This is a genomic window from Kribbella flavida DSM 17836 (assembly GCF_000024345.1).
Classification (GTDB): domain Bacteria; phylum Actinomycetota; class Actinomycetes; order Propionibacteriales; family Kribbellaceae; genus Kribbella; species Kribbella flavida.
The window spans coordinates 3100508-3112791 of sequence record NC_013729.1 but is presented as its reverse complement, the minus strand read 5'-3'; the positions used below and the strand labels follow the sequence as shown (position 1 = coordinate 3112791).

The following is a 12284-nucleotide window of genomic DNA, read 5'->3' as shown; positions in this document are numbered from 1 at the left end:
AACCTCATGACACAGTCGAAGTACACGATCATCGTGGACCCCCTGTCCACCGGGCAGGAGTACCCGGCCGCCTTCAAGGAGGCCGGGCAGATCCCGGTCGCCGTGCTCAGCGGGCTCGAGCCGCCGCCGGCGTACACCACCAGCTGGCACCCGGACGACTTCGAGCACGTGCACTACTTCACCGGGGACGTGGCCGCGCTGGCCGAGGAGCTGCGGCAGTACGGGCCGGAGTACCTCGTCCCGGGTGCGGAGAGCGGGGTCGAGTTGTGCGACCAGCTGACCGAGATCCTGGTCCCGGGCACCGGCAACGTGCCGGAGCTGGCGTCGGCCCGCCGGGACAAGTGGGAGATGGCCGAGGCGCTGCGCGTCGCGGGTGTGCCCCGGCTCCGGCAGATCAGGACCGCCGACCCGGCCGAGGCCGAGCGGTGGCTGAAGGAGAACGACCTGCTCGGCCGGCGGCTGGTGATCAAGCCGCCGAAGAGCGCCGCCGGTGACGAGGTGTACGTCGTGTTCGAGCACGGCGACTGGCGGGAACGGTTCGACCGGGTGCTCGGCCGGACCAACAAGATGGGCCTCACCAACGACGCCGTGCTGATCCAGGAGTACGCCGAAGGCACGGAGTACCTGGTCGACAGCTACACCGTCGACGGCAAGCACTCGCTGGTCGACGTCTGCCGCTACACCAAGATCAGCCGCGGCGACAAGATCGGCATCTACCACCGGATCGACTTCCTGGCCGAGGACGACCCGGAGGTGCAGGCGCTGTGGCCGTACACCCAGCAGGTGCTCGACGCGGTCGGCATCCGGGTCGGCTGCGGGCACGCCGAGGTGATGATGACCGCTGACGGGCCCCGGCTGATCGAGGTGGCCGCCCGGCCCGCGGGTGGCGGGCACCAGATGGTCAGCGAGCTGGCCACCGGCGACAACCACATCAAGCGGACGGTCGCGCACCGGGTCCGTGGTGAGGTGCGGGACGGGTTCGACCTGGTCCAGCACCTGCGCGGCATCTTCGTCTCCGCCTACCGCGACGGCTACTTCCGCAACCGCGAGGTCTTCGACGGCATCGAGAGCCTGAAGTCCTTCCACTGGATGAAGATCCTGCACGACGAGGACGCGGTCGTGCCGGAGACCGTCGACCTGTTCACCTGCCTGGCCTGGGTGATCCTGATCCACAGCGACGCCCAGACCCTCGACGACGACTACCACCGGGTGCTGGAGATGGAGGCCGCGATCGTCATCGACGCCCCCTGACCGCCGCGCTCAGCCACGACCCCCCAGTCCCCGGCTGAGCCCGACCCCTCGGTCGTGGGCACGGACGTTCCCCCAAACGCCCGTGTCCGCGGCTGTTCACCGGTCGAGAAGGCGCAACGCAGCACCATCCCCCGGGTGCCCTGCCGGTCGCGCCGCCTAGCGAGTACGGCGACCCGCTGTGGTGCGGCGAGGAGGCGGCGCTGTACTGGTGCGGACCAGCAGGTGCGGTTGCACCGGCTCAGGCTTGATCGACGTACCGCCGATGCGGGCGAGGGCCACCTGGATGACACGGCGGCCCAGTTCGGCGAAGTCCTGCCGGACCGTCGTCAGCGGTGGCGCGTAGTACGCCGCCTCCGGGACGTCGTCGAACCCGACCACACTGATGTCGTCCGGTACCCGGATCCCGCCTTCGGCGAAAGCCCGGAGCAACCCGAGAGCCATCTGGTCGTTGGCGGCGAAGACAGCGGTGATTTCCTCTCCCCCGCGGCGACGTGCGACGAGTTCACGACCGGCCAGGTAACCGGTCGGTGGCCACCAGTCACCGGGCAGCACGGGCGGGACCACCGCGCCGGCCGCTTCGAGCTCGCCGCGCCAGCGGCGTTCCCGGGCGTCCGCCTCGAGCGCGTTCGCCGGCCCGCGCAGATGGTGGACCGTACGGTGGCCGAGCTCGAGCAGGTGCCGGGTCGCGAGCGCAGCCCCGGCCTCTTGGTCGACCCAGACCGCGCTGTCCTGTCCGCCGTCCTCGGCCTGAACGGCGATCATCGGCACCCTGGGACTCAGATCCGGCAACGCGCGGACGGCACCCTCGTACGTGCTCAGCGCGACGATCGCGTCGACGGACTGGGTCGCCAGCCGTTCGACGGCCTCGATCATGTCGCCGGCGGTGTCGTCGTCGAGCACCGACACGGTCAGGAAGTAGCCGGCCTCGCGGGCCGCGCGTTCCAGGCCGAGCATCGTCTGCGCGGGCCCGTACTGGCTGATGTTGGCGATCGCGAGTCCGATCGTGCGCGACGACCCGGTCACCAGTGCCCGTGCCGCGCTGTTCGGACGGTAGCCGAGCTCGGCGATCGCCTCCAGCACCTTCTTCCGGGTCGCCGCCGCCACGTTCGGGTGACCGTTGATGACCCTCGACACCGTCTGGTGCGACACCCCGGCGTGCGCGGCGACGTCCGACATGCCCAGGGACCGGATCGTCCCTACCACCGCGATTCCGTCGTCCCCGAGATCTGCTGCTCCCGAATCCGCACCAGGCCCCCCATGGCTGACTCCGACTCCCGCGTCAGCGGGATGCGCCGGCGCGACGTTTATTGTAGATGTCGAAGGCAACGGCGAGCAGCAGCACCATGCCCTTCACAACGGACTGCGTCGACTGGTCGATGCCCATCAGCTGCATCCCGTTGCTCATCACCGCCATGATCAGACCGCCGACCATCGCCCCGACCACCGTGCCGACACCGCCCGCGACGGCCGCGCCGCCGATGAAGGCCGCGGCGATGGCGTCGAGCTCGAACATGTTGCCGGCGGCCGGCTGGGCGCCGTTGGACCGCGACGAGTAGATGACGCCGGCCACGCCGGCCAGGAATCCCATGTTGACGAAGATCCAGAAGTTGACCTTGCGGACCTTGACCCCGGACAGCATCGCGGCCGGCAGGTTGCCGCCGATCGCGTAGACCTGGCGGCCGAAGACGGTGTTCTTCGTCATCAGCCCGTAGGCGATCACCAGCACCGCCAGGATGATCAGGACGATCGGCAGGCCGCGGGCGTGGGCGAGCTGCCAGGCGAAGTACATGACGACCGCGGCGACCAGGACGACGCGGGTGACGAACAGCGGGAACGACTCCACCGGCTGCTCGTAGCGGACCCGCGCCAGCCGGGTGCGGAACACGCTGACGGCGTACCCGGCGGAGGCGATCGCGGCGATCAGCAGCGTGAAGGCGTCGTAGCCCTGCCCGCCGAGCAGGCCGTTCAGGAAGCCGCTGGCGACCTGCTGGTACTCGCCCGGGAACGGCGACAGTGAGACGTTGTCCAGGACCTGCAACGTCAGACCGCGGAACAGCAACATCCCCGCGAGCGTCACGATGAACGCCGGCATGCCGACGTACGCGACCCAGAAGCCGTGCCAGGCGCCGACCAGGCAGCCCACCGCGACGGCGGCCAGCACGCCGATCCACCACGGCTGGTCGTTCTGGATCACCAGCACCGCCGACACCGCACCGGTCAGTGCGACGATCGACCCGACCGACAGGTCGATGTGTCCGGCGATGATCAGGATCACCATGCCGATCGCGAGCACCAGGATGTAGGAGTACTGGAGCACGATGTTGGTGATGTTGCCCGGGCTGAGCAGCACACCGTCGGTCAGGAACGCGAACAGGGCCACGATGACGACGAAGGCGATGTAGATGCCGCTCTGCCGCAGGTTGCGCCTGATCAGGGTGAGCGGATCACCGGTGCCGACGTGCAGCGCGGCCGCCGGGGCGCCCTCGGCGGCCGTGGGCTCCGCCGCGTCCTGGGGACCTGGGGACGGTTTCGTGCTGGTCATCCGGCGAACTCCTTCTCCGTCGTCATGAGCGCCATCAGGCTTTCCTGGGTCGCCTGGCCGACCGGCAGCTCACCGGTGATCCGCCCGGCCGACAGGGTGTAGATCCGGTCGCACATGCCCAGCAGCTCCGGCAGTTCGGAGGAGATCAGGACGACTGCCTTGCCCTGGGCGACGAGCCGGTTGACGATCGTGTAGATCTCGAACTTCGCTCCGACGTCGATACCGCGGGTGGGTTCGTCCAGGATCAGCACGTCCGGATCGGTGAACAGCCACTTGGACAGCACGACCTTCTGCTGGTTGCCGCCGGACAGGGTGCCGACGGGATCCAGCACGGTGCGGGTCTTGATGTTCATCTCCCGCCGTCCCTGCTCGGCGACCTTGACCTCTTCGTTGGTGTTGACCCAGCCGGCCCGGGCCAGCTTGCTCAGCGCCGCGGCGGACACGTTGGCCCGGACGTCGGCGATCAGGTTGAGCCCGTACCGCTTGCGATCCTCGGTGGCGTAGGCGATGCCGTGGCCGATCGCCTCGGACACGGTGCGGGCCCGAACCTCCTCACCGTGCAGGTACAGCCGGCCGCTGATGTTGCGACCGTACGAGCGACCGAACACGCTCATCGCGAGCTCGGTCCGTCCGGCGCCCATCAGCCCGGCGATCCCGACCACCTCTCCGGCCCGTACGTCGAGCGAGGCGCCGTCGACCACCTTGCGCTGCTGGGTCGGGTGCCACACCGTCCAGTCCTCGATCCGCAGCACCTCCGGCCCCGGATCGCAGACCCGGTCGGGGTAGAAGCTGTCGAGATCGCGCCCCACCATGCCGCGGATGATCCTGTCCTGGGTCACTCCCGCGGCGCCCATGTCGAGGGTCTCGACCGTGCGGCCGTCCCGGATCACCGTCGTGGAGTCGGCGATCGCGGTGATCTCGCTCAGCTTGTGGGAGATCATGATGCAGGTGATCCCCTGGTCCCGCAGCCGCCGCAGCAGATCGAGCAGGTGGGCCGAGTCGACGTCGTTCAGCGCGGCGGTCGGCTCGTCGAGGATCAGCAGCCGGACCTCCTTGGACAACGCCTTGGCGATCTCGACCAGCTGCTGCTTGCCGACCCCGAGCTGGATCACCGGCGAGACCGGGTTCTCGTCCAGGCCGACGGAGAGCAGCAGCTTGCGGGCCTCGGCGTTGGACCGGTTCCAGTCGATCAGGCCCCCGCGGCCCCGCCGTTCGTTGCCCAGGAAGAGGTTCTCCGCGATCGACAGGTGCGGAACCAGCGCGAGCTCCTGATGAATGATGACGATGCCGACCGCCTCGGAGTCCCGGATGCCACCGAAGTGGACCGGCGTCCCGTCGAACCTGATCTCGCCGTCGTAACTCCCGGTCGGGTACACCCCGGACAGCACCTTCATCAGGGTCGACTTGCCGGCCCCGTTCTCTCCGCAGATGGCGTGGATCTCCCCGCGCCGGACCCTCAGCGAGACGTCCTCGAGAGCCTTGACCCCGGGGAACCGCTTGGTGATCCCGCGCATCTCGAGCAGGACGTCGTCCATGGCTCCTCCCCCGCGCTCGGGCCGCTCGATCACTTCGCCTGGCCGGCGGCGACCTCGGCGGCCGTGTAGTAACCGGTGTCGACGAGTTGCTTCTTGATGTCTTCCTTGAACACGGTCTGGATCGGCAGCAGGTACGCCGGTACGACCTTCGTCCCGTTGTCGTAGGTCTTGGTGTCGTTGGCCTCCGGCTCCTTCTTCTGCAGGAAGGCCTCGGCGGCGTTGACGGCCTGCTCGGCCAGCAGCCGGGTGTCCTTGAAGATCGTCGAGCTCTGCACGCCGGTGTCGATCAGCTTGACCGAGGCGATCTCCGCGTCCTGACCGGTGATCACCGGGGTGGGGTTGGCCGGTGTGCCGTAACCCGCGTTGTGCAGGGCGGTGATGATGCCGCGCGAGATCCCGTCGTACGGGGACAGAACGCCGCCCACCTTGGCGCCGTCGTTGTAGCTCGAGGTCAGCAGGTCCTCCATCCGCTTCTGCGCCGCCTCCTGCTGCCAGCGCAGAGTCGCGACCTGCTCCATGCCGGTCTGCTTGGACTTGACCACCAGCGAGCCGTTGTCGAAGTACGGCTTGAGGGTCTGCATGGCGCCCCCGAAGAAGTACTGGGTGTTGTTGTCGTCCAGCGAGCCGGCGAACAACTCGATGTTGACCGGCCCGGTCTTGCTGCCCTTCGAGCCGTCCGGCGTCTCCAGGCCGAGACCTCGCAGCAGCGCCTTCGCCTGGGCCACGCCGACCTTGAAGTTGTCGAAGCTGACGTAGAAGTTCACGTTCTTGCTGCCACGGATCAGCCGGTCGTAGGCGACCACCGGGATCGACTTGTCGGCCGCGGCCTGCAGTTGGCTGCTGAGCGCGGTCCCGTCGATCGCGGCGATGATCAGTACGTCGGCGCCGCGGGTGATCATCTGGTCGACCTGCTGGGACTGGGTCGGGATGTCGTCGTTGGCATACTGCAGATCGACCTGGTAGCCCTTGGCCTCGAGCTTCTCCTTCACCGCCTTGCCGTCCGCGATCCACCGCTCCGACGTCTGCGTCGGCATCGACACCCCGATGGTCAGGTCCTCGGGCTTGTCCGCGGCGGCGTCGGTACCACCGCCGGCTCCCTGCCCACCGCACGCCCCGAGACCGAGTACCAGTAGGACGCCACTCAGAACCACCACAAGCTTGTTCTTCACGAACTGTTCCCCTCCGGGAGAGGTGTCACTCCCGCATCTCACGCCCCGCATGGCTGTTGGCGCTCACAGTGTTAGCGTTCACATAGGAGGCGGTCAAGACATCGGCCCGGCATCCAGCAGTCACGGTCGGGTAACGAGAAGTTTCGACGGGGAGACGAGAGATCCCTTTGTTCGGGAGCGTTCTGGCCGCCACCCTCGGTGCGGTGCGCGGCCGGAGCAGCACACGCCCGGACGGCTGCCCTTGAGCGCGCTAACAATCACCGGCGCCGGAGCGGCCTGCTGCCGACAGCGTGGCGAAGTCCGCCAGTTCCGGGCCTACTCCCGCTTCATCCACCAAGTAGTCGCTCCACCCGTCCGGAGAGAGCGGGTGGAGCTCAAAGGATGTGGTTGGGGCCGTCAGCCCGGGGCTGCCGGGCCGACGGCCTGTCCGGCAGTTACCGGCGCCGGCGCCAGGGGCCGGTGATGGCATAGGTGATGCCGGGGGTGTAGACGTTGAAGAACATCGTGCGGCCGTCGGCGGAGAAGCCGGCGCCGGCGAGCTCGCCGTACTCGGGCTGCTCGGGGGTGCCGTTGTTCACCCGGTTGCGGGCGAACTTGAAGACCTCGCCGTCCTCGGTGGTGCCGAGGATGTGCTGCTCGCCCAGCCCGTCCTCGCACATCATCAGCCCGCCGTACGGCGACATCGTGATGTTGTCGGGGGCATCGAACTCCGGGTCGTCCGAGCCGGGCTTCGGCCGGGTGAAGATCACCATCAGCTTCAGCGTCTTGCGCCGCGGGTCGTAGCGCCAGACCTGTCCGTCGTGGTCGACCTTCGGACCGAGCTCGGTGCGCGCGAACGACGACACGAAGTACACGCACCGGTCCAGCGCGCCCCACCAGCAGCCCTCGAGCTTGTACCCGCCGGTGATCAGCTTGGCGTAGTCCTGCGAGCGGACCGACTCCGTGGTGGCCAGCGGGTCGGGCACCTTCACCCACTGCACGCCGCGGAACTCCGTGCCCGCCTCCTGGACCACCGACAGGTCCGGCAGGTCCGGGATGTGCATGGCCTGCAGCTCGCCGCCGGCCCGCAGGCTGCCCCAGCCGCCGCACGGGCGGTTCGGCAGGAACCGGTAGAAGCCGCCGAGCGGCGCGACGAACGCGTCCTCGGTCTCGTACACGATGCCGGTCGCCGGATCGATCGCGACCGCCTCGTGCTGGAACCGGCCCATCTCCTTCAGCGGCGTCGGGTGCACGTTGCGCCGGTCGTCGTACGGGTCGACCTCGAAGATGTAGCCGTGGTCCTTGGTGTAGCCGCGGGTGCCGGCCTTGTCCTCGGTCTCCTCGCAGGTCAGCCAGGTGCGCCACGGCGTGATGCCGCCGGAGCAGTTGATCGCCGAGCCGCCGAGGCTGGTGAACTCCTTGACGGTGTTGTTGTGCCGGTCGACCACCAGCGTGCTGGTGCCGCCGGCCGCGGCCGGGTCGTAGGTGCGCTCGGCCGGCGCCTTCACCGGAATCGTCGCGGTCGGGCTGCACTCGTGGTTGCGGACCAGGCGGTTGCCGCCGTGCCGGTCCGGGAAGGTGCCCATCCCGTCGAACCGGCTCGGGACCTGCAGCCCGTCCTTGCGGACGGCACCCTCCCGCGACAGCACCTTGTAGCTGAAGCCCCGGGGCAGGTCGAGCATGCCCTGCGGGTCCTCGATCAGGGGCCCGTAGCCGAGCTTCGGACCGGATGTGCCCAGCGCCGGCTGCGCCGTGTACAGCGCTTCGACCGACCCCACCACACTGACGGCGACACCCGCCGCTGCCGCACGGGCGACGAACTGCCGCCGGGACAGCGGCTGCGGATCCACGGACTGGGACTGCGACTCAACGGACACGGGCGGTGCCTCCTTGTCTGCACATGCAGTGGACGCCAGTGAACGTACGGTAAACAACTCCCCAACGGCAAGAGAACGAGTGTCAGGTACTCACAGTCACCGCCGCAGTTCGGCCGTCGTCCGGCCGCAGTCCCCGCCGTGGTGCGGACCTACAGCGAGCGGACCCAGTTGGCCAGGAGTTCGGCGCCGGCGTCGCCGGACTTCTCCGGGTGGAACTGGGTGGCGGCGAGCGGGCCGTTCTCGACGGCGGCGACGAAGCGGTCGCCGCCGTACGACGTCCAGGTGACCTTCGGCGCGACCGAGGCGCGGGCGTCGGTGAGCTGCCACTCCCGCACGCCGTAGGAGTGCACGAAGTAGAAGCGCTCCTTCTCGATGCCCTCGAACAACTGGCTGCCGGCCGGTACGTCGACCGTGTTCCAGCCCATGTGCGGGACCGGCTCCTCGCTTTGCGGGCGCAGGCGCTCGACCGTGCCCGGCCACTGCTCGCAGCCCGCGGTCTCGACGCCGTGCTCGATGCCCTTCGCGAACAGGATCTGCATGCCGACGCAGATGCCGAGCACCGGGCGCCCGCCGGTCAGCCGCCGGTCGACGACGGCGTCGCCGCGGACCGCCTTGAGCCCGGTCATGCAGGCCTCGAACGCGCCCACGCCGGGAACCAGCAGGCCGTCGGCGTTCAGGGCCTGGTCGTAGTCGGCCGTCACGGTGACGTCGGCACCGACCCGCTGCAGCGCTCGTTCGCCGGAGCGGATGTTGCCCGAGCCGTAGTCCAGCAGGACGACCTTCTTGCTCACAGCGCGCCCTTGGTCGACGGGATGCCCGGCTGCCGCGGGTCGAGCTCGGCCGCGTCGCGCAGCGCCCGCGCGAACGCCTTGAACTGCGCCTCCACGATGTGGTGCGGGTCGCGCCCGGACAGCACCCGGACGTGCACGCAGATCGCCGCGTTGAACGCGAGCGTCTCGAACACGTGCTGGGTCAGCGAACCGGCGTAGTCGCCACCGATGATCGCGTAGACCTGCCCCTCGGGCTCGCCGGTGTGCACGCAGTACGGCCGGCCGGACAGGTCGACCGTGCAGTGCACGAGGGCCTCGTCCAGCGGCACCGTCGCGTCGCCGAAGCGGCGGATCCCGCGCTTGTCGCCGAGCGCCTGCTTCAGCGCCTGGCCGAGGCCGATCGCGGTGTCCTCGACGGTGTGGTGCGCGTCGATCTCCAGGTCGCCGACCGTGGTGACGTGCAGGTCGAGCAGTGCGTGCTTGGCCAGCGCGTTCAGCATGTGGTCGTAGAAGCCCACGCCGGTCGAGATCTCGGCCCGGCCGGTGCCGTCCAGGTCGAGCTCGACCAGCACCTTGGACTCACTGGTCTCCCGGTCGATCCGGCCAGTGCGGCTCATCCACGTCCTCGCTTCGCTCCGGGCGCGGACGAGGCACTGTCCGCGCTGTGCTGTCCGATGAGCTCGCTCATGATTGCCTTCCCCCGTCGGTCTTCAGAACTTTCTCCAGCGACGCCCGGAACGCGGCCATCTCGGCGCCGGTGCCGATCGACACCCGCAGCCAGCCGTCGGGCCCGGTCTCGCGGATCAGCACGCCGTCGTCCAGCAGGGCCTGCCAGACCGCGTGCCGGTCGCGGAACGTGCCGAACAGCACGAAGTTGGCGTCGGAGTCGACCGCCCGCAGCCCCTGGGCCCGCAGCCAGTCGACGGTCTCGTCCCGCTCGGCCCGCAGCTGCCCGACCCGGGCGAGCAACTCGTCGGAGTGCCGCAGCGCGGCCCGGGCGACCGCCTGGGTCACCGCGGACAGGTGGTACGGCAGCCGGACGATGCGCAGCGCGTCGACCAGCTGCTTGCTCGCCGCCAGGTAGCCGACCCGAGCACCGGCGAGCGCGAACGCCTTCGAGGTCGTCCGCGCGACCGCCAGATTCGGGTACGACGGCAGCAGCGTGACCGCGCTCGGCGTGCCGGCCCGGCGGAACTCCGCGTACGCCTCGTCGACCACCAGCACCGCGCCGATTCCCGCCGTCCGGGCGGCCAGCGCCTCGACCAGCTGGATCGGCAGTGCCGTCCCGGTCGGGTTGTTCGGCGAGGCGAGCAGCACGACCGACGGCCGGTGCCGGGAGATCGCCGCCAGCGCCTTGCTCTGGTCCAGGGTGAAGTCCTCGGACCGCCGGCCGACCACCCAGCCCGTGTTCGTGTCGCGGGCGTACTCCGGGTACATCGAGTACGTCGGGGCGAACGACAGCGCCGTCCGGCCCGGGCCGCCGAAGGCCTGCAGCAGGTGCAGCATCACCTCGTTCGACCCGTTGGCCGCCCAGACCTGCTCGGCGGTCAGCCGCGCCCCCGACTCCCGGCCCAGGTACGCCGCGAGGTCGGCGCGCAGGGCGAGGAACTCGCGGTCGGGATACCGGTTGAGTCCGCGGGCCGCCTCGGCCACCGACGCGGTGATGTCCGCGACGGTCGCCTCGCTCGGCGGGTACGGGTTCTCGTTGACGTTGAGCAGCACCGGGACGTCGAGCTGCGGCGCGCCGTACGGCTCGAAGTTCCTCAGCTCGTCGCGGATCGGCAGCCCGTCGAAGCGGCGGCCCATCAGCTGTCCCCGGGGAACCGGATCGACACCGCGGCGCCGTGCCCGGGCAGGTCCTCGGCGTTCGCGAGCGCGACCACGTGCCCGGCGACCTCCTGGAGCGCGTCGCGGGTGTAGTTCACGACGTGCATCGCGCGCAGGAAGCTGCGCACGGACAGGCCCGAGGAGTGGCAGGCGCAGCCGGCCGTGGGCAGCACGTGGTTCGACCCGGCGCAATAGTCGCCGAGCGACACCGGCGACCAGCCGCCGACGAAGATCGCGCCCGCGTTGTTGATCAGCGCGGCCCGCTGCTCGGCGTCCTCGGTCTGGATCTCCAGGTGCTCGGCGGCGTAGGCGTCCACCAGCGCGGTGCCCTGGTCCAGGTCGTCGACCAGCACGATGGCGGACTGCTGCCCACCGAGCGCCTCGGTGATGCGCTCGCTGTGCTTGGTCCGGGCGACCTGCACGGGCAGCTCGGCCTCGACCGCCGCCGCCAGTGACTCGCTCGGCGTCACCAGCACGCTGGCCGCCATCGGGTCGTGCTCGGCCTGGCTGATCAGGTCGGCCGCGACGTGCGCCGGGTCGGCGGTGGCGTCGGCCAGGACGGCGATCTCGGTCGGGCCGGCCTCGGAGTCGATGCCGACCTGGCCGAGCAGGAAGCGCTTGGCCGCGACGACGTAGATGTTGCCGGGGCCGGTGATCAGGTTGACCTTGCGGCAGCCCTCGAAGCCGTACGCGAACCCGGCGATCGCCTGCGCGCCGCCGATCGCATACACCTCGTCGACACCGAGCATCGCGCAGACCGCGAGCACGGTCGGGTGCGGCAGACCACCGAACTCTTTCTGCGGCGGGGACGCCACAGCCAGCGACGGCACCCCGGCCACCTGGGCCGGGACGACGTTCATCACCACGCTGGACGCGAGCGGCGCGCGGCCGCCCGGCACGTACAGCCCGACGCGCTGGACCGGGACCAGCCGCTGGGTGACCCGGCCACCCGGCGCCGGCTCGGACTCGACGTCGCCGCCGAGCTCGTCCTCGCTCACCTCGCGGACGCGCCGGATCGACTCCTCGAACGCGCTGCGCACGGTCGGGTCGAGCTCCTCCAGCGCCGTCTTCAGCGCCTCGGCCGGAACCCGGACGTCGTCGAGGTGCACCCCGTCGAACCGCTCGCCGTACTCCCGGATCGCCTCGAGACCGCGATGGCGGACGTCCAGGCAGATCGGTCGGACGACGTCGAGAGCCTTCTCGACGTCGAACACGGCTCGGGGCACCAGGGCGTGAACATCGGCAGGGAGATCAACGAGCTCTCCGGCCGCCACTCGGCCCCGCAGGTCGACGCGGCGAATCATGGCTCCAGTCTAGTGGTCGCCGCCGTCCCG

The 12284-nt window shown here is 69.8% G+C and carries 10 protein-coding genes; 1 reads left to right on the top strand and 9 read right to left on the bottom strand.

Annotated features, from left to right (window positions below):
* The first annotated feature begins 6 nt into the window (after nucleotides 1-6).
* Nucleotides 7-1251 (top strand): ATP-grasp domain-containing protein, encoded by a 1245-nt coding sequence (locus tag KFLA_RS14500; RefSeq protein ID WP_012920549.1) that lies wholly within the window; start codon nucleotides 7-9, stop codon nucleotides 1249-1251.
* A 156-nt stretch (nucleotides 1252-1407) separates the two neighbouring features.
* On the opposite strand, the gene KFLA_RS14495 is transcribed toward KFLA_RS14500, so the two are convergent.
* The 9 genes from KFLA_RS14495 to hisD all read right to left on the bottom strand — a co-directional run bounded on the left by KFLA_RS14495 (nucleotide 1408) and on the right by hisD (nucleotide 12254).
* Nucleotides 1408-2454, bottom strand: coding sequence for a LacI family DNA-binding transcriptional regulator (locus KFLA_RS14495; RefSeq protein ID WP_012920548.1), 1047 nt, complete (start codon nucleotides 2452-2454; stop codon nucleotides 1408-1410).
* Between the two features lie 76 nt (nucleotides 2455-2530).
* A complete protein-coding gene (gene mmsB / locus KFLA_RS14490; protein ID WP_012920547.1) occupies nucleotides 2531-3793 on the bottom strand; it encodes a multiple monosaccharide ABC transporter permease in 1263 nt (420 codons plus the stop codon).
* Nucleotides 3790-5328 (bottom strand): multiple monosaccharide ABC transporter ATP-binding protein, encoded by a 1539-nt coding sequence (gene mmsA, locus KFLA_RS14485; RefSeq protein ID WP_012920546.1) that lies wholly within the window; start codon nucleotides 5326-5328, stop codon nucleotides 3790-3792. Before mmsA ends, mmsB begins: the two co-directional genes overlap by 4 nt.
* Before the next feature lie 29 nt (nucleotides 5329-5357).
* Complete coding sequence (gene chvE, locus KFLA_RS14480) at nucleotides 5358-6497, bottom strand: multiple monosaccharide ABC transporter substrate-binding protein (protein ID WP_012920545.1); 1140 nt, start codon at nucleotides 6495-6497, stop codon at nucleotides 5358-5360.
* A 434-nt stretch (nucleotides 6498-6931) separates the two neighbouring features.
* Nucleotides 6932-8353: an alkaline phosphatase PhoX gene (locus tag KFLA_RS14475; RefSeq protein WP_012920544.1), complete on the bottom strand. Its 1422-nt coding sequence runs from the start codon at nucleotides 8351-8353 to the stop codon at nucleotides 6932-6934.
* A 149-nt stretch (nucleotides 8354-8502) separates the two neighbouring features.
* Nucleotides 8503-9144: an imidazole glycerol phosphate synthase subunit HisH gene (gene hisH / locus KFLA_RS14470; protein ID WP_012920543.1), complete on the bottom strand. Its 642-nt coding sequence runs from the start codon at nucleotides 9142-9144 to the stop codon at nucleotides 8503-8505.
* Nucleotides 9141-9740, bottom strand: coding sequence for an imidazoleglycerol-phosphate dehydratase HisB (gene hisB, locus KFLA_RS14465; RefSeq protein ID WP_012920542.1), 600 nt, complete (start codon nucleotides 9738-9740; stop codon nucleotides 9141-9143). The genes hisH and hisB overlap by 4 nt, the downstream gene beginning before the upstream one ends.
* 67 nt (nucleotides 9741-9807) lie before the next feature.
* The gene (locus KFLA_RS14460; protein ID WP_012920541.1) at nucleotides 9808-10929 is read right to left on the bottom strand and encodes a histidinol-phosphate transaminase; all 1122 of its coding nucleotides are present in this window, start codon (nucleotides 10927-10929) and stop codon (nucleotides 9808-9810) included.
* Nucleotides 10929-12254 (bottom strand): histidinol dehydrogenase, encoded by a 1326-nt coding sequence (gene hisD / locus KFLA_RS14455; RefSeq protein ID WP_012920540.1) that lies wholly within the window; start codon nucleotides 12252-12254, stop codon nucleotides 10929-10931. Before hisD ends, KFLA_RS14460 begins: the two co-directional genes overlap by 1 nt.
* Nucleotides 12255-12284: the final 30 nt, after the last annotated feature.

Excerpts from the sequence above, each read along its gene's own strand:
- KFLA_RS14500 (WP_012920549.1), top strand. The coding sequence starts at position 7 with ATGACACAGTCGAAGTACACGATCATCGTGGACCCCCTGTCCACCGGG.
- mmsB (WP_012920547.1), bottom strand. The coding sequence starts at position 3,793 with ATGACCAGCACGAAACCGTCCCCAGGTCCCCAGGACGCGGCGGAGCCC.
- mmsA (WP_012920546.1), bottom strand. The coding sequence starts at position 5,328 with ATGGACGACGTCCTGCTCGAGATGCGCGGGATCACCAAGCGGTTCCCC.
- hisB (WP_012920542.1), bottom strand. The coding sequence starts at position 9,740 with ATGAGCCGCACTGGCCGGATCGACCGGGAGACCAGTGAGTCCAAGGTG.
- KFLA_RS14460 (WP_012920541.1), bottom strand. The coding sequence starts at position 10,929 with ATGGGCCGCCGCTTCGACGGGCTGCCGATCCGCGACGAGCTGAGGAAC.
- hisD (WP_012920540.1), bottom strand. The coding sequence starts at position 12,254 with ATGATTCGCCGCGTCGACCTGCGGGGCCGAGTGGCGGCCGGAGAGCTC.